Annotated in this window: 21 protein-coding genes; 11 read left to right on the top strand and 10 right to left on the bottom strand. The window is 70.7% G+C overall.

Features of this window, described 5'->3' with window-relative positions:
* Positions 1–43: 43 nt before the first annotated feature.
* On the bottom strand, positions 44–982 hold the full coding sequence (locus tag ACWD10_RS06505; RefSeq protein WP_451087654.1) for a LysR family transcriptional regulator: 939 nt from the start codon (positions 980–982) through the stop codon (positions 44–46).
* 136 nt (positions 983–1,118) lie between these two features.
* On the opposite strand from ACWD10_RS06505, the gene ACWD10_RS06500 reads away from it, so the two are divergent.
* Together ACWD10_RS06500 and ACWD10_RS06495 are read left to right on the top strand one after the other, a co-directional pair.
* Positions 1,119–2,690, top strand: coding sequence for an aminotransferase class I/II-fold pyridoxal phosphate-dependent enzyme (locus tag ACWD10_RS06500; protein ID WP_451087652.1), 1,572 nt, complete (start codon positions 1,119–1,121; stop codon positions 2,688–2,690).
* 64 nt (positions 2,691–2,754) lie between these two features.
* Positions 2,755–3,651: a maleylpyruvate isomerase family mycothiol-dependent enzyme gene (locus ACWD10_RS06495; protein ID WP_451087650.1), complete on the top strand. Its 897-nt coding sequence runs from the start codon at positions 2,755–2,757 to the stop codon at positions 3,649–3,651.
* A gap of 15 nt (positions 3,652–3,666) precedes the next feature.
* On the opposite strand, the gene ACWD10_RS06490 is transcribed toward ACWD10_RS06495, so the two are convergent.
* From ACWD10_RS06490 to ACWD10_RS06480, 3 genes are all read right to left on the bottom strand, one after another.
* On the bottom strand, positions 3,667–3,816 hold the full coding sequence (locus tag ACWD10_RS06490; RefSeq protein ID WP_451087649.1) for a hypothetical protein: 150 nt from the start codon (positions 3,814–3,816) through the stop codon (positions 3,667–3,669).
* Between the two features lie 18 nt (positions 3,817–3,834).
* Positions 3,835–5,274 carry an NAD-dependent succinate-semialdehyde dehydrogenase gene (locus ACWD10_RS06485; protein ID WP_451087647.1) on the bottom strand — a complete coding sequence of 480 codons (1,440 nt, stop codon included), beginning with the start codon at positions 5,272–5,274 and terminating at the stop codon, positions 3,835–3,837.
* A 168-nt stretch (positions 5,275–5,442) separates the two neighbouring features.
* Complete coding sequence (locus ACWD10_RS06480; protein WP_451087645.1) at positions 5,443–6,711, bottom strand: aspartate aminotransferase family protein; 1,269 nt, start codon at positions 6,709–6,711, stop codon at positions 5,443–5,445.
* Positions 6,712–6,945: 234 nt separating this feature from the next.
* Here ACWD10_RS06480 and ACWD10_RS06475 point away from each other — a divergent pair, with 234 nt between their 5' ends.
* The 3 genes from ACWD10_RS06475 to pspAB all read left to right on the top strand — a co-directional run bounded on the left by ACWD10_RS06475 (position 6,946) and on the right by pspAB (position 10,329).
* Positions 6,946–8,622 carry a PucR family transcriptional regulator gene (locus ACWD10_RS06475; RefSeq protein ID WP_451087643.1) on the top strand — a complete coding sequence of 559 codons (1,677 nt, stop codon included), beginning with the start codon at positions 6,946–6,948 and terminating at the stop codon, positions 8,620–8,622.
* A 144-nt stretch (positions 8,623–8,766) separates the two neighbouring features.
* On the top strand, positions 8,767–9,666 hold the full coding sequence (htpX, locus tag ACWD10_RS06470; protein ID WP_451087641.1) for a zinc metalloprotease HtpX: 900 nt from the start codon (positions 8,767–8,769) through the stop codon (positions 9,664–9,666).
* Between the two features lie 99 nt (positions 9,667–9,765).
* A complete protein-coding gene (gene pspAB / locus ACWD10_RS06465; protein ID WP_451087639.1) occupies positions 9,766–10,329 on the top strand; it encodes a PspA-associated protein PspAB in 564 nt (187 codons plus the stop codon).
* A gap of 127 nt (positions 10,330–10,456) precedes the next feature.
* Here pspAB and ACWD10_RS06460 read toward each other — a convergent pair whose 3' ends face one another.
* Entirely contained in the window at positions 10,457–11,458 is a 1,002-nt protein-coding gene (locus tag ACWD10_RS06460) for a M28 family metallopeptidase (protein WP_451087637.1), read from the bottom strand.
* A 17-nt stretch (positions 11,459–11,475) separates the two neighbouring features.
* Positions 11,476–12,999, bottom strand: coding sequence for a M4 family metallopeptidase (locus ACWD10_RS06455; RefSeq protein ID WP_451087811.1), 1,524 nt, complete (start codon positions 12,997–12,999; stop codon positions 11,476–11,478).
* Positions 13,000–13,717: 718 nt separating this feature from the next.
* Here ACWD10_RS06455 and ACWD10_RS06450 point away from each other — a divergent pair.
* Positions 13,718–14,296: a helix-turn-helix domain-containing protein gene (locus ACWD10_RS06450; protein WP_451087635.1), complete on the top strand. Its 579-nt coding sequence runs from the start codon at positions 13,718–13,720 to the stop codon at positions 14,294–14,296.
* 76 nt (positions 14,297–14,372) lie between these two features.
* Positions 14,373–15,527 carry a PP2C family protein-serine/threonine phosphatase gene (locus ACWD10_RS06445; protein ID WP_451087633.1) on the top strand — a complete coding sequence of 385 codons (1,155 nt, stop codon included), beginning with the start codon at positions 14,373–14,375 and terminating at the stop codon, positions 15,525–15,527.
* A 1-nt stretch (position 15,528) separates the two neighbouring features.
* Here ACWD10_RS06445 and ACWD10_RS06440 read toward each other — a convergent pair whose 3' ends face one another.
* Together ACWD10_RS06440 and dgt are read right to left on the bottom strand one after the other, a co-directional pair.
* Positions 15,529–16,923 carry an alpha-amylase gene (locus tag ACWD10_RS06440; RefSeq protein WP_451087631.1) on the bottom strand — a complete coding sequence of 465 codons (1,395 nt, stop codon included), beginning with the start codon at positions 16,921–16,923 and terminating at the stop codon, positions 15,529–15,531.
* Between the two features lie 164 nt (positions 16,924–17,087).
* Positions 17,088–18,419, bottom strand: coding sequence for a dGTP triphosphohydrolase (gene dgt / locus ACWD10_RS06435; RefSeq protein WP_451087629.1), 1,332 nt, complete (start codon positions 18,417–18,419; stop codon positions 17,088–17,090).
* A gap of 158 nt (positions 18,420–18,577) precedes the next feature.
* Between dgt and ACWD10_RS06430 the strand changes: the two genes are divergently transcribed.
* On the top strand, positions 18,578–20,101 hold the full coding sequence (locus ACWD10_RS06430) for an MFS transporter (RefSeq protein WP_451087627.1): 1,524 nt from the start codon (positions 18,578–18,580) through the stop codon (positions 20,099–20,101).
* 127 nt (positions 20,102–20,228) lie between these two features.
* Here ACWD10_RS06430 and ACWD10_RS06425 read toward each other — a convergent pair whose 3' ends face one another.
* Positions 20,229–21,263 (bottom strand): aldo/keto reductase, encoded by a 1,035-nt coding sequence (locus tag ACWD10_RS06425; protein ID WP_451087625.1) that lies wholly within the window; start codon positions 21,261–21,263, stop codon positions 20,229–20,231.
* A 142-nt stretch (positions 21,264–21,405) separates the two neighbouring features.
* Here ACWD10_RS06425 and ACWD10_RS06420 point away from each other — a divergent pair, with 142 nt between their 5' ends.
* The gene (locus tag ACWD10_RS06420; protein WP_451087623.1) at positions 21,406–22,017 is read left to right on the top strand and encodes a TetR/AcrR family transcriptional regulator; all 612 of its coding nucleotides are present in this window, start codon (positions 21,406–21,408) and stop codon (positions 22,015–22,017) included.
* Between the two features lie 171 nt (positions 22,018–22,188).
* On the opposite strand, the gene ACWD10_RS06415 is transcribed toward ACWD10_RS06420, so the two are convergent.
* Positions 22,189–22,563 (bottom strand): VOC family protein, encoded by a 375-nt coding sequence (locus ACWD10_RS06415; RefSeq protein ID WP_451087621.1) that lies wholly within the window; start codon positions 22,561–22,563, stop codon positions 22,189–22,191.
* A gap of 242 nt (positions 22,564–22,805) precedes the next feature.
* On the opposite strand from ACWD10_RS06415, the gene ACWD10_RS06410 reads away from it, so the two are divergent.
* Together ACWD10_RS06410 and ACWD10_RS06405 are read left to right on the top strand one after the other, a co-directional pair.
* The gene (locus ACWD10_RS06410) at positions 22,806–23,585 is read left to right on the top strand and encodes a tRNA-dependent cyclodipeptide synthase (RefSeq protein WP_451087619.1); all 780 of its coding nucleotides are present in this window, start codon (positions 22,806–22,808) and stop codon (positions 23,583–23,585) included.
* A complete protein-coding gene (locus ACWD10_RS06405) occupies positions 23,582–24,775 on the top strand; it encodes a cytochrome P450 (protein WP_451087617.1) in 1,194 nt (397 codons plus the stop codon). Before ACWD10_RS06410 ends, ACWD10_RS06405 begins: the two co-directional genes overlap by 4 nt.
* Positions 24,776–24,877 lie beyond the last annotated feature (102 nt).

Raw genomic sequence — 24,877 nt, 5'->3', positions numbered from 1 at the left:
TCACCGCTGGCGAGTTGGCCGATCCGACAGGTTGCGTTGGCGATCAGTGCATGCCGTGTTCCGGATCTGCGTCCTTCCAGCCCCGCTCCACCTGGTGCGCCTGCCGGGTGAGCGCCGCCACCAGGTCGCGGGTGCTCGGCGCGGCCGTGGTGCGCAGCACGGCCACGCTGATCTCGCGGGCCAGCGGCGTCCCTTCCAGATGGCGTACGGCGATGTCCTCGCGCGGCGTGCCAAGGGCGAGCCGGGGCACGACCGCCACACCGGCGCCCGCCGCGACGAAGCCCTGCACCATCGCGTAGCCGTCGGTCCGCAGCGTGTGCACCGGCTCGAACGCATGCCGGGCGCAGGCCCAGGAGAGCAGCCGGTCACATGGGTCGTTCGGGTCGGCCGCGCCGATCCAGTCCTCGTGGCGCAGCTCTTCGAGGGGTACGCGGTCCCGTGCGGCGCAGGGATGGTCGAGGGGCAGGACGAGCAGCAGCGGGTCGTGCAGCAACGGATGCACGTCGAAGTCGTCGTCGAGGTCCAGGCGGTCTCCGGGCTGGGAGAAGACCAGCGCCGCGTGCAACTCCCTGGCCCTGAGCCCCTGCAACAGCGCGGGCAGTTCGCCCTCGGTGAGCGAGACGTTGATGCCCGCGGTGCGCAGGGCCTTCACGGCGGGTGGCAGCAGCAGCGCTCCGGCCGTGGGGAAGGTTCCGATGTGCAGGGTGTGCTTCCCGCGCTCGGCCAGATCCCGCACCTCCCGTTCGGCAAGCCGCAGCCGTTCCACCACGGCCTCGGCGTGCGGCAGCAGCGCGGCGCCGACCTCGGTGAGTACGGCGCCGCGGGGTCCCCGGCGTACCAGCGAGGCGTTGAAGTGCGCCTCGAGGACGGACAGGTGGTGGGTGATGGTGGGCTGGCTGTGGTGCAGGGCACGCGCCGCACCGGCCAGGGAGCCCTCCCGGGCTATGGCTTTGAGGACGTGGAGTTGGCGGAGTTCGAGCATGGGACCGTTTCGGGGGCTGAATCGGGCTGGTGACTGGATCGGGCTGTTGCCCCGGCAAGAGCTATAGACCGTATATGGAGGGATGAAGGGAAGTGGCGTATTCCTCTATGGCTCGCACCCTGCCACGCTGACCTGCGTGAACACCAGATCCACCGCACTGGCCGACACCGCGGCACACACCGGCACGCCTCCCGCCGCCCCGCCCCCGCCCCCGCCTTCGTCGCCGCCGCACGAGATGCGCTCTTCGGCCCCCTACGCCGAGGCCCTGCGCGCGCACGCGGGGCGCGGCTGGCTGCGCCTGAACGTGCCTGGGCATGCCGCGGACCCGACCCGCTTCGGCCCGATGTCCGCACTCCTCGGCCCCGCAGCGCTCGCCCTGGACTTCCCGCCCCTGCTCGACGGCATCGACCTGGGCGCCGCGGCCCCGCTCCGGCAGGCGGAGCAACTGGCGGCCGAGGCCTGGGGTGCCCGCCGCACCTGGTTCCTGACGAACGGCGCCTCGCAGGGCAACCAGATCGCCTCGCTGGTGGCACCGGCTCTGGGTGACACCCTCGTCGTGCAGCGCAGCGTCCACTCGAGCGTCATCGACGGCCTGGTCCTTTCCGGCCTCGACGCCGTCTTCGTACCGCCCTCCGTCGACGCGGACCAAGGCATCGCACACGGCGTCGACGCCGCCGCCCTCGCCGAGGCCCTGGCCCGCTGCCCGCGCGCGGCGGCGGCGTACGTGGTGTCGCCCAGCTACTTCGGTGCCGTCGCCGACGTTCGGGCCCTGGCCGAGGTCGCCCACGCCGCGGGTGTCCCGCTGATCGTCGACGAGGCGTGGGGCGCGCACTTCGGTTTCCACCCGGCGCTGCCTGCGGGCGCCCTGGCCCAGGGCGCCGACCTGGTCACGTCCAGCACTCACAAACTCGGCGGCAGCCTGAGCCAGTCGGCCATGCTCCACCTGGGCCACGGCCCGTTCGCCGACCGCCTCGAACCCCTCGTGGACCGAGCCTTCCGCCTGGTCCAGTCGACGAGCGCGAGCGCCCTGCTGTTGGCCTCGCTCGACCTGGCACGGGCCCAACTCACAGCGGAAACGGGAGAGTTGACCGCGTCGATCGAAGCAGCGAACCGAGTACGCCACACCATCCGCCGCCTCGGCCGCTACGCGCTCGTCAGCGATACGTTCGGCCGCTTCGCCGACATCGCGGACACCGACCCGTTGCGCGTCGCCATCGACACACGCGGCGGCGGCATACCCGGCCACGAGGCGCGGCGCCTGCTTTACCACGACCACCAGATCATGGTCGAGGTGGCCACGGACGCGGCGATCGTCGCGGTGGTCGGCGCGGGCTCGCTCCCCGATACGGACCGCTTCATCGAGGCCCTGCACTGCCTGCCCACCCCGCTCACGGACAGCGCCACGCCACCCCGGCCCGCGCTGCGTCTCCCCTCCCCCGGCCCCGCACGCCTGTCCGCCCGCGAGGCATTCCTCCGCCCGACCCGCCTGCTCCCCGCGGCCGAGGCAATAGGCCACATCTCCGCGGACACCCTGGCCGCCTACCCGCCGGGCATCCCGAACGTGCTGCCCGGCGAGCTCATCACACCCGAGGCCGTCACCTTCTTGCAGCACACGGCGGCCGCCCCGCACGGCCATGTACGCGGCGCCCATGACCCGGCGGCCTCCCGGCTGCGCGTCGTCGATTCCGGTGCGCGTGCCGGTACGTGACTGAGGGCCGTCCCCGGCGATATCGGATGGCGGGCCGGGGCACGGGTTGGCAGGCTTTGGCGCTATGACCAAGCAGTCGCAGCGGAAGGAAGCTTCCGGCCCGCCCTGGCTCGGTCCGCCTTGGCTCGGTCCGCCGATCGACGCCCGCTGCCTGTTCGCCCCGGAACAGGCAGCGCTGACGGCCACGCTGCGAGATCTGGACCGCGCCGACTGGGCCAAAGAAGCGGTACCGGGCTGGACCGTACGCGATGTGGCCGCGCACCTTCTCGGCGACTACTACGGACGCCTGAGCCGCGACCGCGACGGCCACCGGGACGGCCCCACCTTCGCACCGGGCGAGACGCTGGAAACGTTCATCCACCGCATCAACGAGGAGTGGGTCGACGCACTCCGCAGGGTCAGCCCGGCCGCCCTCACCGACACCCTGGACATGATCGGCAGACAAGTCGCCCACTTCTTCGGGACCACCGACCCCAACAGCCCGTCGCTGGGAGTGTCTTGGGCCGGTGTGGACCCGGCCCCGATGTGGCTGGACACCGCCCGGGACTTCACCGAGTTCTGGACCCACCGCCAACAGATCCGCCACGCCACCGGCCAGGCCACGGACCCCGACCCGCGCCCCCTGTCCGTAGTCCTGGACACCTTCATGCGCGCTCTCCCCCACACCCTGCGCGACACCCGAGCCCCCACCGGTACCCAGATCCAGGTACACGTCACCGGCCCGCCCGGCGGCACCTGGACCGCCACCGCCACGCAAAACCACTGGTCCCTGGCCAAACCCGAACCCGAACCCAAAACCGAAGCCGGACCACCCGCGGCCCGCCTCACCCTGGCCCCGGAGACCGCATGGCGCCTGTGCACCCGAGGCCTCACCCCGGACACCGCCTTCGCCGAGGCCGACGTGGACGGCGACCCTCAACTCGCCGAAGCGGCCTGCCAGATCGTCTCCATCATCTACTGACCCCGACGCAAGGGATCAGCCCGTCAGCGAACCCGCAGAGTGAGCGTCTTCGTTACCGAGGACCAGGTCGTCGTCGACGTACTCCTCGTAGACCACGACGCTCCCGCCGCCGAGGAGCAGGACGGCGACCGCGCTCGCGCCCCCCAGCGCCTTCTTCCTGCGCAATGCGTCCCCCTTGGATTCTCAGCGCACCGGCACCGCCAGGTACTGGTACTCCAGGAACTCCTCGATCCCGACCCGGCCGCCCTCCCGGCCGAGCCCGGACTGCTTGACGCCGCCGAAGGGCGCCGCCGGGTTGGAGACGAGACCGGTGTTGAGGCCGACCATGCCCACCTCCAGGCGTTCGCTCACGCGCAGGGCGCGGTCCAGGCCCTCGGTGAAGACGTAGCCGACCAGGCCCCAGGGGGTGTCGTTGGCGCGGCGTACGACCTCGTCCTCGTCGTCGAAGGTGAGGATCGCCGCGACCGGGCCGAAGATCTCCGTGTCCATCAGGCGGCTGCCGGGGTCCACGTCGGTGAGCACGGTCGGCGGGTAGAAGCAGCCCGGCCCCTCGGGCGTACGGCCGCCGACGAGCACCTGAGCGCCGCGCTGCACCGCGTCGGCGACCAGCTCCTCGACCTTGGCCCGGCCGGCCGCGTCGATCAGCGGGCCGACATCGACCCCGGCCCGGGTGCCGGGACCCGCGACGAGCGCCCCCATCCGATCGGCAAGGCGCCGCCCGAACTCCTCCGCCACCGACCGGTGGACGAAGAAGCGGTTCGCGGCGGTGCACGCCTCGCCCATGTTGCGCATCTTGGCGAGCATCGCGCCATCGACGGCCGTGTCCAGGTCGGCGTCCTCGAAGACGACGAAGGGCGCGTTGCCGCCCAACTCCATCGACGTACGGACGACAGTGTCGGCGCACTGGGCGAGCAGCAGCCGCCCGACGGCCGTGGAACCGGTGAACGACAACTTGCGGACACGCCCGCCGCGCAGCAGCGGCTCGCACACCTCGCCCGCACGGGAGGTCGTGATGACGTTCAGCACGCCGTCCGGCAGACCGGCCTCCTTCAGGATCCCGGCCAGCGCGAGGCTGGACAGCGGGGTCTGCGGGGCAGGCTTGAGGATCATCGTGCAGCCCGCCGCGACCGCCGGGCCGATCTTGCGGGTGCCCATGGCCAGCGGGAAGTTCCAGGGGGTGATGAGGAGGCAGGGGCCTACCGGGCGGCGGGAGAGCAGCATGCGGTTACGGCCGTCCGGCAGGACGCCGCAGCCGCCGTCGATGCGTACGGCCTCTTCCGAGAACCAGCGGAAGAACTCGGCCGCGTACGCCACTTCTCCCCTGGCCTCGGCCAGCGGCTTGCCCATCTCGGACGTCATCAGGTGGGCGAGCTCGTCGGTGCGCTCGAGGATGAGCTCGTACGCGCGGCGCAGGATCTCGCTCCGCGCGCGGGGTGCCGTACGGGCCCACTCCGCCTGCGCCTCCACGGCGGCATCCTCGGCGAGCCGGGCGTCCTTGGGGCCCGCGTCGGCGACATGGCAGAGGATCTCGCCGGTCGCGGGGTCGTCCACGGGCAGGGTGGCGCCGTCCGCGGCGTCCACCCAGGCACCGCCGATGAACAACTGCGTGGGTGTGTCGGTCATGAGGTCTCTCCTGGTCGGTCAGCGGCGGGGGCGAGGAGTTCCGCCAGGTGCGGGGCGGGGATGCTCGGTCACCGGCGACGGGTCGGTGGGGCCGGGGCCGGTCTCGCTCTACCCGCAAGTCGGGGGCGGGCGCGGCGAGTTGGGCGATGCGGGACGCGTGGGCCTCCGTCAGCGGCCCGCCGGTCCTGACGTACCGGCCTCCACGGCGGCCGCCCATGCCTGGAGCCCTTCGTCCACCGCCGTCTCGTCGATCACCAGCGCCGGGATCATCCGTACGACCTGGTTCCAGGCGCCGCACAGGAGCAGGAGGAGGCCCTGGTCCACGGCGGCGCGCTGCACGCGGGCGGCGGTCTCGGGGGCGGGGCTGCCGTCCTCGGTGACGAACTCGGTGGCCAGCATCAGTCCGAGACCTCGTACGTCGCCGATGGCCGCCGTCCGTTCGGCCACCGCCTCCAGGCCGTGCCGCAGCCGTGCGCCCATCGCCTCGGCGTTCTCGACCAGCTTCTCGTCCCGTACGACATCCAGGGTCGCGCATGCCGCGGCGCAGGCGACGGCGTTGGCACCGTACGTACCGCCCTGGGAGCCGGGCCATGCCTTGGTCATCAGTTCCTCGGAGGCGGCGATGCCGGACAGCGGGAAGCCGCTGGCCAGGCCCTTGGCGGTGATGAGGATGTCCGGGGTGACGCCGAAGTGGTCGTGGCCCCAGAAGCGGCCTGTGCGGCCGACGCCGGTCTGCACCTCGTCGAGGATCAGCAGGAAGCCGTGCCGGTCCGCCCGCTCCCGCAGGCCTTCCAGGAAGGCGCGGGTCGCGGGCACGTAGCCGCCCTCGCCCAGCACCGGCTCGACGATGATCGCGGCCGTGTCGGCGGGCGAGGAGATCGTCTGGAGCGTGTAGTCGAGCTCCTGGAGGGCGAAGCGGGTGGCGGTGTCCTCGTCCCAGCCGTAGCGGTACGCCGTCGGGAACGGGGTGACGACCACGCCGCTCATCAGCGGGGAGAAGCCGGAGCGGAAGCGGATGCCGGAGGTGGTCATGGCGGCGGCGGCCACCGTGCGGCCGTGGAAACCGCCGTGGCAGACCAGGACGTTGGGCCGCCCGGTGGCCTGGCGGGCAAGCCGCAGCGCCGCCTCCACCGCCTCACTCCCGGAGTTGGTGAAGAACAGACTGTCCAGGCCGGACGGAAGGACCTCGCCCAGCTTGTCGACGAGCTGCCGGAGGGGCTGGTGCATGACCGTCGTGTACTGACCGTGGACCAGCGTGCCCACCTGCTCCTGCGCCGCCGCCACGACCTTGGGGTGGCAGTGCCCGGTGCTGGTGACGCCGATTCCGGCGGTGAAGTCGAGGTAGCGGCGGCCGTCCTCACCGTAGAGGTGGACGCCCTCGCCCCGGGCCGCCACCACGGGCGTGGCCTGACGGAGGTGCGGCGACAGTGCGGTCATGTTCGTCTCCCGGCGTGCGTCGTCGGACTGTGACGGTCCTTCGAGCATCGCCGCCGTCCGGCAGGGAGCCAACGCGCGAACTGTCCGACGGGGGCGCGGTGTTCGGACGGTGTGTCAGGCGCGGGGCCGGAGTGCGGCGTTCGCTGCCCCGTCCGGGCCGGGCGGAGGCCCTCTTGCACAGGTCAGCGCGGCTTGTTCGGCTTGTCGCAGTGACCAGGCACGCAGGGAGACACCGTGAACGACACCCACCCGACGGGGCGCCCGCCGGACCCGGACGACCTGGACGGCAGCCCGTCCGGCCGTGCCCTCACCGTCGCCGACGTTCTGGTGCTCCCCGTCCTGGCCGCCGGACAGCCGCAGGTCGTCACCGGTGTCACCCACCTCGACCGGCCGGTCCGCTGGGTCCACATCACCGAACTGACGGACCCCGCCTCCTTCCTCAAGGGCGGCGAACTCGTCCTGACCACGGGCGTACCGCTGCCCGAGGACGCGGCGGGCGTACGCCGGTACGTCGACGAGCTCGCCGGGATCGGAGCGGCGGCCCTGGTCATCGAACTCGTACGCCGCTACCACCGCCCGCCCGCGGCCCTCGTGCACGCCTGCCAAGCCCGCGGCCTGCCCCTGATCACCCTCGCCAAGGACGTCAACTTCCTGGAGGTCACCCAGGTCGTCCATGCCCTCATCCTCGGCAACCAGGCCGAGGCGATGCGCCGGACCCAGCAGATCCACGAGGCGTTCACCGCGCTGACGCTGCGCGGTGCGGGGCCGGAGGAGGTGGTGCGGGCGGCGGCGGAGATGAGCGGCCGCACGGTCGTCCTGGAGAACCTGGTGCACCAGGCGCTGATCTGCGAGCCGTCCGGCACGACGCTGGAGGAGGCGCTCGCCGACTGGGAGCGGCGGTCCCGGGCGACGCCGCCCGGCGAGGGGACGGCCCTGCACGGGCCGGAGGGGTGGCTCGCCGCGCCGGTCGAATATCAAGGCGAACGCTGGGGTCGAGTAGCCATGCTGCCCGCCCCCACCCCCACCCCTACCGCCACCACGGACCCGGCCTTCGGCCCGGAACACCTCACCGTCCTGGAGAGAACGGCGATGGCCCTGACCGTCGCCCGCCTCATCCACCTCACCCCCTGGGAACGCGGCGCACACCGCAGCGCCCTCCGCGACCTCGTCGAGCAGCGCCACCGCTCCCCCGAGGACGCCCGCGCCCGCCTGGCCGCGCTTGGCGTGCCCACCGAGAACCGCCGCTTCCTGGCGGTCGTGGTGGACCTCCCCACTGAAGACGGCACCCTGGACGTGGAGACCCGCCTGTCCCAGGACCTGCACACGACGGGAATCCCGGCACTCGTCGGCGAACTGGCCCCCGGCCGCCTGGGCGTCCTGCTGGCCCTGAGCGCCTCCCGCCTCTGGCAGCCCGCGGCCGAACGCCTCAGCCGCACCGCACTCGACCTCACCCCGCAGGCCACGGTCAGCGTCGGCACCGAGGTCGACGACCTCACCGACGCCCCCCGCTCCTTCCACCAGGCCATCCGGGTAGCCGAGGCCACCCCGCCGGACCAGCATCTGCCTCCGGACCGCTCCTTCCACGAGCTCTCCGATGTCGACCTGCGCCGCCTCCTGTACGCGCTTCGCGAGGACACCCGGATCCAGGAGTACGCCGAACGCCAACTCGGCCGACTCCTCGACCACGACACCCGCCACGGCACCGACCTGCTACCGACCCTCCGCCACTACCTGGACGCCGCGGGCAACAAAACGGCCGCCGCCCGCCACGGCGGCCTCTCCCGCGAAACCTTCTACCAACGTCTCCGCACCATCGAACGCCTCCTCGACCGCACCCTTGAGTCCGGCGAACAACGCACGGCCCTGCACGTGGCCCTCACAGCACTGGATGTCCTGCGGGTCCGCAGCTAGGAGCGGTTCCACCGGGGGGCGGCGTCTACTACTCGCCGCACCGAGCCGGGCACCCAGCGCTGTCGACCGTCGGTCACAGCGAAGGTTTATCTCGCAAACAACAGTAAAGAGGGAGAATCGGGTCACAAGGGGTTAGGAGGAGCCATGGCACAGACGCGATTCGCCCCCGACCGCGGGCTCACCTCGCGCATGGTCACGACCATGTTCTTCATCGGCCTGCTGTATGTGGTCCTCGTCGGGGCACTGGTGGTGCTGCTCAAGGGCGCGTGGGTGGTGGTGCTGCTCATCGCGGGCGGCCTGTTCGTCGCGCAGTTCTGGTTCAGCGACCGGATCGCGGCCTTCAGCATGGGCGCGCGCGAGGTCACGCCCGAGCAGGCACCCGAGCTGCACGGTGCGGTCGACCGCCTGTGCGCACTCGCCGATATGCCCAAGCCGCGCGTCGCGATCGCCGAGTCCGACGTCCCGAACGCCTTCGCCACCGGCCGTAACCAGAAGAACTCGATGGTGTGCGCCACGACCGGGCTGCTGCGGCGCCTCGAGCCCGAGGAGCTGGACGGCGTGCTCGCGCACGAGCTGTCGCATGTCGCGCACCGCGACGTGGCGGTGATGACCATCGCCGCCTTCCTGGGCGTACTGGCCGGAATCATCACCAGGGCCGCACTGTGGAGTGGCGTCGGCCGCCACAGCCGTGACAACAACGCGGCCATCGCCGTCCTGGTGGTCACGCTGGTCAGCGTGGTCGTCTACGCCATCAGCTTCCTGCTCACGCGGCTGTTGTCGCGCTACCGCGAGCTGTCCGCCGACCGGGCCGCCGCGATCCTGACCGGACGGCCCTCCGCCCTGTCCTCGGCACTGACCAAGATCACCGGACAGATGGCGCGGATCCCGACCCGCGATCTGCGCAAGGTCGAGCCCTTCAACGCCTTCTTCTTCGCACCGGCCATCAGCAAGGAGAGCTTCAGCCGACTGCTCTCCTCGCACCCGACGCTCGAGCAGCGCCTCGACCAGCTGGGCCGCATCTCCGCCCAGCTCGGCCGCCCGTAAAAGACCGTCGCTCCTGAGCCCGCTCCCGCGCAGCCCCGCAGCCCCCGCCGCTCCCGAGCCCCGCCCGCAAGCCTCCGAGAAACAAGGAACGCGTACCGCATGGGATTTCTGGACACGCTCTTCGGCCGCAGCAAGCCGGTCCGGCCCGACCTCGACCAGCTCTTCGCCCTCCCCTCAGCGGCGATCACGCTACAGTCGGCGGCCGGATTCACGCCGACCGGCCTCGGGTCCGTCTGCTTCGCGAGCGTCGAGGGCGGGGCGTTCTCCCGGATCCAGGAGGACGTACGGGCTCTCCTTGACGCCCCGGTGGAGTTCAGCCAGGACGAGCACGGCTATACGTGGCTGCTCGCGCGGCACTCCCCCGACGACATCGCGGGCCTCGTCAACGATCTGCACGCGGTCAACACGTCCCTTCAGGAGGGCGGGTTCGGGCCGCATCTGCTGTGCTCGCTGATCGGCTTCAGGGACGAGCGCCAGCGCCCGATCGCGCTGGTCTACCTCTACAAGCGCGGCACGTTCTACCCCTTCGCCCCCAAGCCCGGCGCCGCCGAAAAGCGCGACAACCCCCTGGAGCTGCAAGTACGGGCGATGCTCCGCGACGACTTGACCATCGAGAAGGACCTGACCCGGTGGTTCCCGGTGTGGGGCACGCCCGGGCTGTGAACACCCGGCCGACGGCCGCGACGGCCGCCGCGGTGGCTGCCCCGCCCTCCGTGACGGTGGGCGGGGCACAGCCTCCCCGGACAGGGATCCGGGGAGGCCACCTGGGAGCGGTGCGTACCGCGTCGGGTTACTCCTTGCCCGACAGCTCCCAGAGGGTGCTCGCCGCGACATCCGCGTTGATGTCGAGCGCCTTGGCGTCGATGTTCTCCGTGGTGTCGCAGGCCGCGTGGTAGCAGGGGTCGAAGGCCTTGCCGGCCTCGCCGCCCCACTTCTCCGCCTGCGCCTGGGACTTGGTCCCCTCGGCGCCCGTGAAGAGCCCGCCGTTGGCGATGCCCGCCTCGGAGAACGCGGCGTGGTCGGAGCGGCCGTTGATGTCGGACGCCTCGGCCGCGATCCCCGCCTCCTCAAGGCCCTTGGTGAGGGACTTCTGGACGGCCTCGGAGCCCTCGGGCTCCTTGGCGCTGTCGTAGACGAAGTACCCGGGGTTGGGTGAGCCCGTCATGTCGAGGTTCAGGTAGGTGGAGATCCGCTGCTTCTCGTCGTCGGCGAGGCTCTTGACGTACTCCTTGCTGCCGACCAGGCCGATCTCTTCGGCGCCCCACCAGGCGAAGCGCAGCTTCTTGGCGGGCTGGTAGCCGGAGTCGGCGACGGCCAGGGCGACTTGGAGGAGGGTCGCGGAGCCGCTGCCGTTGTCGTTGATGCCGGGGCCCTCGTCGACGCTGTCGAGGTGGGCGCCCGCCATCACGACGTCACCGGCCTGCGCTCCCGTGCCGCTGCCGCCCGGCCAGTCGGCGACGAGGTTGTAGCCCTCGGCGCCATCCGCGGTGAACTTCTGCACCTGGGTGGTGAACCCGGCGGCGTCCAGCTGCTTCTTCAGGTGGTCGATGGACGCCTTGTAACCGGGCTTGCCGTGTGCGCGGTTGCCGCCGTTCGCCTCGGCGATCTTCTGGAGTTCGGCGAGGTCGCCCTGGATCTTCTCGACCGAGATGTCCGGGGCCTCGGCGGCGGCCGGGGTGGCCATCGCCTGGGCGAGGCCGAGGGCGCTCGCGGTGAGCGCGACGGCTCCGGCCGCGGCGATGGTGGCGGTGCGCTTGCGCGTGCGGATCGCGTGCTTCCTGCTGCTGCTCATCTTCGGCTCCCTCGCCGTCACTTGACGTTGACGGCGGTCCAGGCGGCCGCGACCGTCTTGGACTCCGTGCTGTCCGCGCCGTACAGGTCGTCGGCGGCCTTGAGGGTGGCCTCGCGGGCGGCCTTGTAGTCGGTCGTGCTGGTCATGTACGTGGTCAGCGCCCGGTACCAGATCTGCACGGCCTTGTCCCGGCCGATGCCCTTGACCTTGGAGCCGTCCTTGGTCGGGCTGTCGTACTTCACGCCGTTGATCTCCTTCTTGCCACTGCCCTCGGACAGCAGGTAGAAGAAGTGGTTGGCGATGCCGGACGAGTGGTGGACGTCGACGTTGCCCGCGTCCTCGGACCAGTAGTCGAGGGACTTGCCGTCCTTGCTCGGCTCGTCCATGTAGCGCAGCGGCTTGCCGTCGCCGAGCAGGTCGACCTTCTCGCCGATGAGGTAGTCGCCCTTGTCCTCGTCGTTCTTGGCGAAGAACTCGGCGTCGGTACCGAAAATGTCGCTGGTGGCCTCGTTGAGACCGCCCGACTCGCCCTCGTAGTTGAGGTTCGCGGTGGCCGAGGTGACGCCGTGGCTCATCTCGTGGGCGGCCACGTCGAGCGACGTGACGGGCTTCTTGTTGCCCTCGCCGTCGCCGTACGTCATCGCGAACGCCTCGTCGTTCCAGAAGGCGTTGGCGACGCCGTCGCCGTAGTGGACCCGCGAGAGGGCGCCCTTGCCGTCGTCGCGGATGCCGTCGCGCTTGTGCACGGACTTGTAGTAGTCCCAGGCGTTCGCGGCGCCGTAGGCCGCGTCGACGGCGGCGGTCTGCCGGTCGCCGCCCCACTTGTCGTCGTCGTCCGTGAACAGCTCGCCCTCGCTGGCGTCGTCCTCGGCCTGCTTGAGGTCGGAGACCCAACCCCCGCCGCGCTTGGGGTCCTTGAGCTCGAAGCCCTTGTCGCCCTTGGTGGTGTCGAGCTCGACCTCGCCGCTGTAGCCGCTCTCGCCGGTGCCGGACTTGACGGCATCGCTGGTGGCGAGGCGCTTGCCGCTCGCGGCGTCGGTGAACACATGCAGGCGGCTGGGGGTACCGTCCGCGCGCTTGCCGTCGACGACGGTCTCGTACGCGAGCACGGGCTTGCCGTCACCGGCCGCCCAGACGACGCGGGTGGGCTTCTCGGCCTTCGCACCGCGGATCTTCTCGTCCTCGGCAACCTTGACAGCGGCCTTCTGCGCGTCGGCGGGGACGGACCGGGCACGGGTGGAGGCCACCGCGATGTCCCGCTCCTGGGCCTTGGTGACACTCTGCTTACCGCCGGCGGGCTTGTGCACGATCAAGTCGCCACCGATGACGCGGAGTCCGTCGTACGTCCGGTCGTAGCGGGTGTGCACGGTGCCGTCCGCGTCCTTGATGACGCTGCGGGGGACCAGCTTCTCCTTGTCGCCCAGGCCGAGGGACTTGGCGGTCGCGGCATGCGAACGGTCCGCGGCCGACGGGGCGTTGTGGTCCGCCCCGCCGCCCCCGCCCGCGAGCGCGGAGCCGCTCGCCACGGCGGCGACGAGCATGGCGGCGGCAGCGACGGCTATGCCCGCGCGCAGCGGGGTGTTCCGCCCCTTGCGGTGCCGGACGCGTGGAAGTTCGGAATTCCCCTCGCTCTGGGGGAATTCGGGTATTCGGGAGGTGTCTCGCACGTGAGAGCTCCTGATGTTCGGCCGTGCGCACACGGCTTTGTGTGGGGGGTTACCGGGCCAAGTCGCCCGGGTGGTACTGAATTGCGCGCGCCGCCGCGGCCCATTCCGGAGACGGTCCACGATGGTTCCGTGGCGTTTCCGCACTGGTTCCGCTGCGGCGTTCGAACGATCGTGCCAGGACACTCCGGGCGAACCGCTCTTCGGAGCCCTCTTCGTTATCGCAGCTTTACCAACGGCCAGAACTTAACTGGGGGTTATCCAGCAACCCACACAAATAGGCCGGATAAAGGTACGGACCACCACTGGTCGTGACGGGGCGTCAGTGCGGGCGTACGGGCAGCTGATCGAGGAACTCGCCGACCAGTTCCAGGCCGGTTGTTGACCGCGGTGAGCTTGGCGTCGGCGGTGACCAGACGGTCGAGTTCGTCGAGGTTGGGCAGCCATCCATACTCCTCGCGCAGCGTCAGGCCTTGCGCAGCGTGGCCAGCACGGGCTGCTCGGAGACATGGGGAGAGGTGATCACTCGCATTGTGGGCAATATATTGCCCACTTGCCGATCATGGCCAGCAATCTGCGCACTATACTGCTCACTATGAGCCCTGAGGTCGCCACGAGCCGCACCGCCGCCCAGCAGTTCATCACCCGCATAGGCGGGCGTATCCGCGCGCTGCGCAAGCAGCGCGGCTGGAGTGTGCAGCGGCTGGCCGAGGCCGCCGAGCTCAGCCGGAGGATGCTCACCGATATCGAGCTGGGTCAGGCCAACCCGAGCCTCGCCACCGTCGACCGCGTCGCACGTGCCCTGGACACCGACTTCGCGGCCCTGGCCCTGCCCGAGGACGACACGGCGGGCGCCGAGGTCGAGGGAACCCTCGTGTGGCAGGCCCGGGACGGCAGCCAAGCGCTCCTCCTGGGCGCGACCGAGCACCCCCGGTCCGAGCTGTGGCGCTGGACCCTGGCGCCCGGGGGCCACTACGAGGCCGAGCCCGACCGTCCCGGCGCCCAGGAGATCCACCACGTCCTGGCCGGGCGCCTGACCCTGGCCACGGAGACCGGACCGCCCCAGGTCCTCGCACCCGGGCAGAGCGCCGTCATCGCCACCGACCAGGCGTACGCCTACCGCAACGAAGCAGCCGAACCGGCCGTCTTCATGCGGGTCGTCACTGGCGCCTGACCCACCGCTGAGGCGACGCACATGGCGGTACGGACGTGCTGCACGCCCCGTACGACTCGATCATGGTGGGGTGTTCGTGAACCGCCCGCCACGCAAGGCGCGGAGCTCCACCGCGACCGACGTGACCGCCGGCGCCCCGGGGGCACCCGCCTTGGCGCCGCGGTGGACGCTGTTCCTGCCGTGGCTCCTCATCGCCATCGCGGTCGTCCTGGAACGGGCGACCCCGCCCTCGTACACCTTCGCCACCCTCCCCGCCGGGGCCGCGCCGCTGGCCGCGATGGTCTACCGGCCCGGCATGACCGCCGTCACGGGTGTCGCCGTGGTGGCCGCGACCGTGCTGCTCGACCAACGCTCCGGAACCCCCACCGAGCACGACTGGATCGACGCGACCTCCCTGGGCTCGGTGGCGCTCCTGTCGGTGCTTGCCTCGGTGCTGCGGATGCGCGCCCAGCGGCGCCTGAGCCGGGTGCGGGCGGTGGCTGAAGCGGCACAAATGGCACTCCTTCGCCCGATGCCGCCGCGGCTCGGCCCGGTCCGGATGGCCGCGGCCTACCGGGCGGCGGACACCGAGGCGCTGGTCGGGGGCGATCTGTACGGGGCGCGCGCCACCCCGTACGGGGTGCGGGTCATCGTCGGCGACGTACGCGGCAAGGGCACCAAAGCCGTGGCCACGGTCGCCACCGTGCTCGCGGCGTTCCGGGAGGCGGCGATGGTGCACGAGGAGCTGACGGCGGTCGCCGAGCGGATCGAGCAGGCGCTCAGGTACGAGACCGAAGCGGTGGGCGACGCCGAGCTGTTCGTGACCGCCGTACTCCTGGAGTTCCCCGAGCACGAGCCGGTGGTCCGCGTCCTCGACCGCGGCCATACGGCCCTCCTGGTCCTCGACGAGAACGGCGTACGCACGCTCGACGCACCGGACGGGCTGCCGCTCGGGCTCGCCGCGCTCGCTCCGGGACCGGCGGGGCAGCAGGTCACGGAGGAGCTGGGCCCGGGGCGACTGCTTCTGGCCTGCTCGGACGGCGTCACCGAAGCGCGCGACCGGGCCGGGGTGTTCTATCCGCTCCCCGACCGCCTCGCCGGACACTTCGGCACCGACCCGGTGCCGTCACCCGGCGAGGCCACCACGTTCGTGGCCCAGGACGTGAACGATTGGGCCCCGTGGCTGGCCGACGACATGGTGGTGGTCGCTCTCGGGCGCGCGGACGAGGGCGGGGAGACGGCCGCACCGTAGCTCAGCCGCAGCTCGTGGCCCCCACATGGAGCGCCAGCGCCGTATGGGACCCGAGCGTCGCCGTGAACTGCCCGGCGCCGTTCACCGTCACACTGTTCCCGCTCTGCACATCGCAGTACGTGCCCGCGGCCAGGGACGTCTGGTACGTGCGGGTCAGCGGGGACGACTCGTGGTTGAGGGCCACGTAGCCCTTCGTACCGCGGCCGAACGCGATGGCGTCGGCCCCGTTGTCCCACCAGTTCGTGACGGGCTCGCCGCGACCGGCGTTGCGGAAGGCGACCATGGACTTGATCTCGGGCCAGTTGTGCTGGCACTTCCAGCCGTCCTGCCAACAGGCTTTCACCTGGCCCCTGTTGGGCGGTCCGGCATCGGAGTCGGACCACTCGTAGCCGGAGTTGATGTCCGGGGCTCCGTACGGCCAGGCCAGCATGAAGACGTTGGCGAGCGTGTAGGTCGCGCCGTCCTTGTAGCTGAGCGTGGAGCCGTTGCGCTCGGTGTCGTGATTGTCGACGAAGACCCCGGACCGGTCCGAGGCCATGTACCCCCAGCCCTCGCCGTAGTTCTTCAGATACGCGAGGTTCTCGTTGTTGAAGACCCGCTTGAGGTCGAAGGCGTAGCGGAACTCCTGCACGTCCCCGGTGTTCAGGTACTCGTTCGGCGAGACGACCTCACCGGCGCCGTGGATGGCCTCCTGCTTCCAGTACGCCGACGGATCGCTCAGGCGGGCCTTGATGTTCGCGAGGTCGTCGGCCGGGATGTGCTTGGCGGCGTCGATGCGGAAGCCGTCGACGCCGAGCGAGAGCAGGTCGTTCAGGTAGGCGGCGATCCGGCCGCGCACGTACTCCTCGCCGGTGTCCAGGTCGGCGAGGCCAAGCAGTTCGCAGTTCTGCACCCGCCACCGGTCGCCGGTGTAGTCGGACTGGTTGATGGGCGTGGTGCAGTTGTCGAAGTCGTACGAGGAGTAGATGCCGGGGTAGTCGTACTTGGTGTACGAGGAGCCACCGGTGCCGGTGCCCGAGCCCGCCGACATGTGGTTGATGACGGCATCGGCGACCACCTTCACCCCCGCGGCATGGCATGTGTCGACCATGCGCTTGAAGGCCGCCCGGTCCCCCAACCGTCCAGCGATGTCGTAACTGACCGGCTGATAGGAGGTCCACCACTGAGAGCCCGGTATGTGCTCCTGCGGGGGTGACACCTGGACGTAGCCGTATCCGGCAGGACCGAGCGTGGCGGTGCACTCCTTGGCGACGGAGGCGAAATCCCACTCGAACAGTACGGCGGTCACGTCCTTGTCCCCAGGAGGGACCGCCTGAGCGGCTCCGCCCGGAGCGGTGACGGCGAGCGTCATGCCCGCGGTGAGGGCGAGCGCGACGGACAGGGGTCTCGTGGCCATGCTTCCTCCGCGGGGGTGGAGGGCGGGTGAGAGTGAGGGTGAGGCTGCGGGTGCGTGTGAGGCTGCGGGTGCTGGTTCTTGCTGAAAACGGTGGCAAGAACTTGCGCGGACCGTAGAGCGACACTGTTCAACGGTCAACCCTCCGGGCACAGTTGAGGAGGTTCTCAGAGCCACACGTTGTCGTTGACCGAGCCGAGCCCCGTCCCGGAAAGCCGCCGGTGCAGCGCGAGTGCCTGGCCCTCCGTCAGAGATGCCACATGGTCGGCGGCGGCGCGCAGGCCGTCGCCGTGCAGCTGTAGTTCCTCGGCCCGGTCCGGTGGCAGCAGCTCGGGCGACTGGTGGCTCCAGCGCAGCAGTTCGCTGACGACCCGGCGCTTGCCGTGCTGTTGGGTGGCGAGGGCCGGGCGGTCGATGACGTAGGCCCAGACCAGTTCCTTCAGGAGGTCGCAGGCCGCGCGGCGTTCGGCGGGGATGACCAGGCGGGCGCCGTAGCGGACGGCGGCCTTCCCGCCGACCTCCAGGGTGATGCCGCGGGTGAAGTAGTCGATGAGATCGGCCGTACGGCGGTTCACGGCGACGGCGTCCTTGTGGCTGCCGCTGTACGGTGCGGGCACGCTCAGCCGCTTGCCGATCTCGGCCATCAGCTCCTGCGCGGACGACCGGTCGAACGGCACACCGTCGCGGGCCCGCTTGCCCTGCACGTAGTCGAGGAACCGCCGCTGCTCCCGCTCGGTCTCGCCGCCCGCGGTGCCCGGCGGCGGGAATAGGGAGGCGAGCGGGATGAGGCCGGTGCGGTAGAAGTCCTCCACGTCGTGACAGGCGTACGTGACGTCGTCGGCCCAGTCCATGACCTGCTCCTCGACCGGCACGGCGGCGTCGGTCCGCCCGTTCCTGACCCAGGCGAACGCCTCGCGGTCGGCGTCGTACACCCCCCACTTGACGTGGCGTGCCGGGTCCTCTTCGCGGGTCGTGCGCCGCCACGGGTACTTCGTCGAGGCGTCCAGGCAGGCGCGGGTGAGGTGCAGACCGCGGTGGCCCGGGTATTTGTGGGCGGCCAGGAAGGTCAGCACGCGCAGCGTCTGCGCGTTGCCCTCGAAACTGTCCAGGCGCTGGTCAGGGTCGTGCGAGCGCAGTTCGTCCATGGTGGCGCGCAGCGCCATCTCGCCCGCGTGGCCGAAGGGCGGATGGCCGATGTCGTGCGCCATGCAGGCGGCCTCGACCAGGGCCGGGCTCGGGCCGCCGTAGCTGCGCTCGAGGCGCTCGGCCATGCGCCGACCCAGCTGGGCCACCTTCATCGAGTGGGTCAGGCGGGTGTGGTACGCGCCGAGTTCGCCGCTCGCCACGACCTGGCTCTTGCCCGCCAGGGCCCGCCACTGCGTCGAGTAGAGGATGCGGTCGACGTCGTGCTCGAACCCCGAGCGCTGCCCGTCATCGGGCACGCGGCGTCGCAGGGAGTGCTGTTCCAGGTCGTCATCGCTGTATGTGGCGGGGCGCATGCGCGGATCGTATGCCCGCGGCGGCCGGACGCTCATCCGCCTTTTCGCTTCTCGGATTCGCCGTACGCCTCCGCTGCCGGTTTCGCCGTACGCCTTCGCTGCCCGGGTTCGCCGTACGCCGACTGGATCTTTCCGGGTACGAGGGCAAGGCTGGGGGCATGAACGCCTCCACCGGCGGCTCACCGCCCGAGCCCGCCCCGGGACCGGCGCCCGGCGGCGTCCGTATCGCCTCTCCCACCGGCCGCCGGGTGCTCCTGACGACGGTGCTCGGCTCGAGCATGGCGCTGCTCGACTCGACCGTGGTCAATGTGGCCCTGCCCCGCATCGGCCGCGATCTCGGCGCCGAGCTCGCGGCGCTTCAGTGGACCATCAACGCGTACATGCTCGCCCTCGCCGGTCTGATCCTGCTCGGCGGCGCCCTCGGTGACCGCTTCGGCAGGCGGCGGATCTTCGTGCTCGGGGTGGTGTGGTTCGCCGCCGGGTCGCTCCTGTGCGGGCTCGCTCCGAACGCCGGTGTCCTCATCGCCGCCCGCGCGCTCCAGGGCGTCGGCGGCGCGCTGCTCACGCCGGGCTCCCTCGCCCTGATCCAGGCGTCCTTCCACCCGGACGACCGGGCCCGCGCGGTGGGCCTGTGGTCCGGGCTCGGCGGGGTGGGCGCGGCCGTGGGTCCGTTCCTCGGCGGGTGGCTGGTGGACGGGGCGGGCTGGCGCTGGGTGTTCCTCATCAATGTCCCGCTGGCCGCGCTGTGCGTGCCGGTGGCGCTCAAGTACGTACCGGAGTCGAGGAATCCGCAGGCGACGGGCCGCTTCGACCTGTGGGGCGGCGCGCTCGGCGCCCTCGCGCTCGGCCTGGTGACGTACGCGCTGATCGAGGCCCCGGGACGGGTCGTGTCCCTGCCGGTCCTCGGCACCGCGGCGGCGGGGCTCCTCATGGGCATCGCGTTCGTGTACGTCGAGCGCGGGCGGCGCCATCCGATGATGCCCCTGGACATCTTCGCCTCACGCCGCTTCAGCGCCATCAATCTCGTCACGCTGTGCGTGTACGCGGCGTTCAGCGGCTTCTTCTTCCTCGCCGCGCTCCAACTACAGGTCGTCTCGGGCTACTCGGCGCTCGGCGCGGGTACGGCGCTGCTGCCCACGACCGCGCTGATGCTGCTCCTTTCCGCCCGCGCGGGCGAGCTGGGGGAACGCATCGGGCCGCGTATCCCGCTGACCGTGGGCCCGCTGGTGAGCGCGGCCGGGATGCTGCTCATGCTCCGGGTGGGCCCGCAACCTTCGTACGTGGCCGATGTCCTGCCCGCCGTCATGGTGCTCGGCCTCGGCATGGTGACCCTGGTGGCCCCGCTCACCGCGACGGTGCTCGCTTCGGTCGACGTCGGCCGGGCCGGGCTCGCCAGCGGCATCAACAACGCGGCGGCCCGCGCGGCCGGGCTGATCGCGGTGGCGGCGCTGCCGCTGCTCGCCGGGATGGGGGCGGACGCGTACCGCTCGGCCCCGCAGTTCGACGCGGCGTTCCAGCGCGCCATGCCGTGGTGCGCCGGGATCCTCACCGTGGGCGCGCTCCTCGCCTGGTCGACGATCCGCCCAGCACCGCCCGCGGCCTACCACCCCGAGCCCCATATGCACTGCGGGGTGGGTGCGCCTCCGCTGGAGCCGTCGCCCAAGGAATCGTCGACGGACTAGTCCCTGTCGTTCAGGGTGGCCCGGCAGAGCGGCAGTACGGTACCGCCCGCCGCTCCCCCGGCGGACCCGGCACAGCGGCATCGAGCCCCGTCAACGGGCGGTTGTTGGACCGTTGGACGGGCGGCCGTCAGACGGACGCGGAGCGGTCGTCGGGCAGGCGGCGGCGGAGCGCGGCGTGTTGGATGGCGGGGGTGCTGTAGGCCATCTCGAGTGCGCCGATGTCGTTGCCGGGGGGTGCGATGGCGTCGATGCTGTCGAGGATGTCGTCGGTCAGGGTCGTCTCGGCGCCCGCGAGAAGGTCGTCGAGGTGGTCCATGGTGCGCGGGCCGATGATCGCGGACGTGACGCCGGGGTGAGCGATCGCGAAGGCCGTCGCCATGTGAGTGAGCGACATCCCGGCCTCCGCGGCGAGCGGGATGAGTTTTTCGACGGCGTCGAGGCGGTTCTCGTCGCTCATGTGCTTGAAGCCGTAGGCGGCCCGGTGCGTGTCGGGCTGCTTGCCCTTGCGGTAGCGGCCGGTGAGCAGGCCGCCCGCGAGCGGGCTCCAGACCAGGGTGCCCATGCCGTACCGCTCGCAGACCGGCAGGACCTCGCGCTCGATGCCGCGGTTGAGGATCGAGTACGTCGGCTGCTCGGCGCGGAACCGCTCCAGGCCGCGCCGCTCGGCGACCCACTGCGCCTCGACGATCTCCGAGGCGGGGAAGCAGGAGGTTCCGATCGACCGGACCTTGCCCGCGCGTACCAGGTCGGTGAGGGCCGAGAGGGTCTCCTCGACATCGGTGTCCGGCGCGGGCCGGTGGATCTGGTACAGGTCGACGTGGTCGGTCCCGAGGCGGCGCAGCGAGTCCTCGAGGGCGCGGATCAGCCAACGCCGCGAGTTGCCCTGCTGGTTGGGGTCGTCGCCCATCGGCAGGTGGGCCTTGGTGGCCAGTACGACGTTGTCGCGGCGACCGCCCTTGAGGGCCTTGCCGACGATTTCCTCGGACTCGCCCTGTGAGTAGGCGTCGGCGGTGTCGATGAAGTTGATGCCCGCGTCCAGCGCCTTGTGGATGATGCGGATCGAGTCGTCGTGGTCGGGGTTGCCTACGGAGCCGAACATCATCGCGCCCAGGCAGTAAGGGCTGACCTTGATGCCGGTCCGGCCCAGCGTGCGGTACTTCATGGTTCTCCTCGTACGTGGGAGGTGTCCGTGGCAGCGCGCTACGCTTACGTAAGCGGAACAGTGTTCCGCTCTGCTGGAAACGATACGGAACAGTGTTCCGGTTAGCAAGAGTCAGCAAAAGGGTCATCAAGAGGAGGAGACCGTGAACCCTGGCCGCACGGATGCGGAGCACCCACGCCAGCGCGTGCGGGCCGACGCGCAACGCAGCATCGACACCCTGCTCACCGCGGCCGCGGAAGTGTTCACCACCTCCGGCGTGGACGCCCCCGTACGCCAGATCACCGCCAAGGCGGGCGTCGGAGCGGGCACCCTCTACCGGCACTTCCCGCAGCGCTCGGACCTCATCGCCGCCGTCTTCCGCCACGAGGTCGACGCCTGCGCGAGCGCCGCACCCGCGCTCGCGGCCCAGCACGCACCGGTCGAAGCGCTCGCTCAATGGCTGCGGCGCTTCTCGGAGTTCATCGCCACCAAGCGCGGACTCAGCGCGGCTCTGCACTCAGGAGACCCGGCGTACGACAGCCTGCCCTGCTACTTCCAGGAGCGCTTCGTGCCCGTGCTCCGCGGACTCCTCGACACCGCCGCGCAGGCCGGACGGATCCGCTCCGACATCGACCCCGAAGACCTGCTGCGCGCGGTGGCCAACCTGACCCTGCCCGCCCAGGCGGACGACAACGGCCACACGCAGCGCATGATCGCCCTGCTCGTGGACGGGCTCCGGTACGGCACCAACACCGGGGCCGATACGGGATCTTGAGCCCCGCGCCCCGAGAGCTCACCCTCATCCCTGGCTGCCCCCTGGAAGGATGCTCGCCGTGCCGTACGCCATGACCCCGGACGGGGTCCGTATCGGTCCGTGGGCTTGTTCTCGGGTGCACCTCTCCCGGTGGCCGGTACGGTGTCGAGCGCTCCGATGACGTGGCGCAAATCAGCCCACGATCAGGCAGAACGGATGCCCGGCCGGATCGGTGAGGACCCGCCACCTGCCCTCATTCGGCTGGTAATCCGGCTTCCCCGCGCCGAGTTCAAGCAGCCGAGCCTCGGCCTCGTCGAGATCGTCCACCGCGAAGTCGAGGTGAAACTGCTGGGGAACGGTCTGATCGGGCCAGCACGGAGCCCGGTAGTCGTCGACCCGTTGAAAGCCGATGAAGAGCCCGTCCTCGCGGGTGAGACCGGCGAATTCGGCGTCGGATTTCGGGTGCGGTTCGAGGCCGGTGGCCTGCCGGTAGAACTCCAACAGGGCCATGGGGTCGGAGCAGTCGAGCGTTATCGCGCGCAACTTCATCTGCAGGGACGGGGCCATGGCACCTCCGGGCCGGGCGGTCGACGATCACGACCCACACCCTAGAGAGGTCGCTGATGAAGTCGGGTCGACTTCCCCTCGCGTATACGGCAGTTGAACGACAGACAAAATCTTCGCATTCGCGATAGTGTCACTGTCTGGACCGCCGTTGACACTCTCCGTGTGCGGTACTAACTTCTCGCGCGTCGCCACACCGGAGGCACGGGGCCTCCAGGGACTAGCGACCCGAAGGACACTTTCAGTTGACGACAGCGACCGAAATCCTTGAGATTCAGTCCTGCCCCTCACCTGCAATTGCAACCGGAATCTTTGCCGTCAGGCCCTACACCCCGCACTGCGAGGTGATCCACGCGGCCGCGGACCACGCCATCATCGGCGTCTCACCGGGCAACAGCTACTTCTCGGCCCAGCGCCTGCACGACCTGGCCCGCTGGGGCGTCGAGCACTTCGACCAGGTCGACTTCGTGTATACCGACCTGCATGTGGCCGAGATGTACGAGACGTTCGGATACAGCACGCAGGACGCACGCCGCAAGGCGGTGAAGAACATGCGCGGCGTGCGGGCCAAGGTGACCAACGCGGTGCAGGACGCCCGGGCCGCGGGCGGCCGCATCGGGGCGTACGCCATGTCGGACTTCGCGTCGAACGCGGAGTACCGAAGGATCCACGACCACCTGTGGACCCTCCTTGAATCCGATGCCGACTTCCGCACGACCTGCGAACGGCTCGTGGACTCCTTCCTGTCCTCCAAGGTGCTCGACGGCAAGAGCAGTACGGAACGGCAGCGCGCCGTGTGCCTGGAGTACGTCTGCGCCGAGGCGCCGCTGTTCCTCGACACCCCCGCCATCCTGGGGGTGCCGTCCTCGCTGAACTGTTATCACCAGCTCCTGCCGATGGCCGAACTCCTTTACTCCCGCGGCTCCGGGCTGCGTGCCTCCCGCAACCAGGGGCACGCCATCGTCACCCCCGCCGCACCGACTGCCTCCGCATCCTCCGTATCCACCGAAGGAGAAGTGCGTTGACCGCCGCCGCTACCGAAGCCCTCCTCGACTTCCCCTTCTCCTCGCGGGGCGACCAACTCCCGTACGAAATGGAGATCCTGCGCAAGGAACCCGTCAAGCGCGTGCGCACCATCGCGGGCGACCCGGCGTGGCTGGTGTCGTCGTACGAGCTGTGCAAGCAGGTCCTGGAGGATCCGCGGTTCAGCCTCAAGGACACCTCGGCGCCGGGCGCACCCCGGCAGTACGCCCTGACGATCCCGCCGGAGGTCGTCAACAACATGGGCAACATCACGGGGGCCGGGCTGCGCAAGGCCGTCCTGAAGGCCATCAACCCGAAGGCCGACGGCCTGATCGACTGGATGCGCTCGTACGCCGACGAGCTGGTGGACGGACTGCTCGCGGAGGGCGCCCCGGTGGACCTGCGCGGCGAGTTCGCCAACCCGTACTCCGAGGCGATGCACTGCCGCATCCTCGGCCTGCCGCTCGAGCACGGGCCCCGGCTCGCACGCAGCCTGGACATCGCGTTCATGAACTCGGCGTGCCCGGTCACCGGCGCGCGGCTGAACTGGGACCGCGACATGGCCTATATGGTCGAGCGCCTCGACGACCCGGCGACGACGGGCCTGATGGCCGAGCTCGCGGGGCTGCGCGGGGACCCGGAGTATGCGCACCTGACGGACGAGATGCTGGCCACGGTCGGTGTGACCATGTTCGGCGCCGGGGTGATCTCCACGGCGTCGTTCCTGACCATGGCGGTCTTCTCGCTCCTCCTGCACCCGGAGCTGCACGCCGAGCTGCTCGCCGACCGGAGCAGGATCCCGGCCGCGGTCGACGAGCTGCTGCGGATCAACCTGTCCATCGGCGACGGCCTGCCGCGCCTGGCCACCGAGGACGTCACGCTGGGCGATGTGGAGGTGAAGCAGGGCGAGTTGGTCCTTGTCCTGGTGGAGGGCGCCAACTTCGACCCGGCGCAGTTCCCGGACCCGCACACGGTCGACCTGACCCGTGAGAACCGGGCCACCCACCTGTCCTTCGGCGGCGGCCGGCACTACTGCCCGGCCACCGCGCTCGGCAAGAAGCACACCGAGATCGCCCTGGAGACCCTGCTCGACCGGATGCCGGACCTCCGGCTCGCCGTCCCGGCCGAGCAGTTGGTGTGGCGGACCAGGTTCATGAAGCGGATCCCGGAGCGGTTCCCCGTGATGTGGTGAGCACGGCGCCGTGAATCCGCCGCCGCTGTAAGCGGTCGGTGACGGTCCCGCACGCGCCCGGTTCGGGCGGGTGCGGGACCGTCGGCCCCCACGCACACTCGC

It is taken from the genome of Streptomyces sp. NPDC002851 (assembly GCF_053591935.1).
Note: the sequence above shows the minus strand (reverse complement) of the source record. Positions and strands in the feature narration are given on the sequence as shown.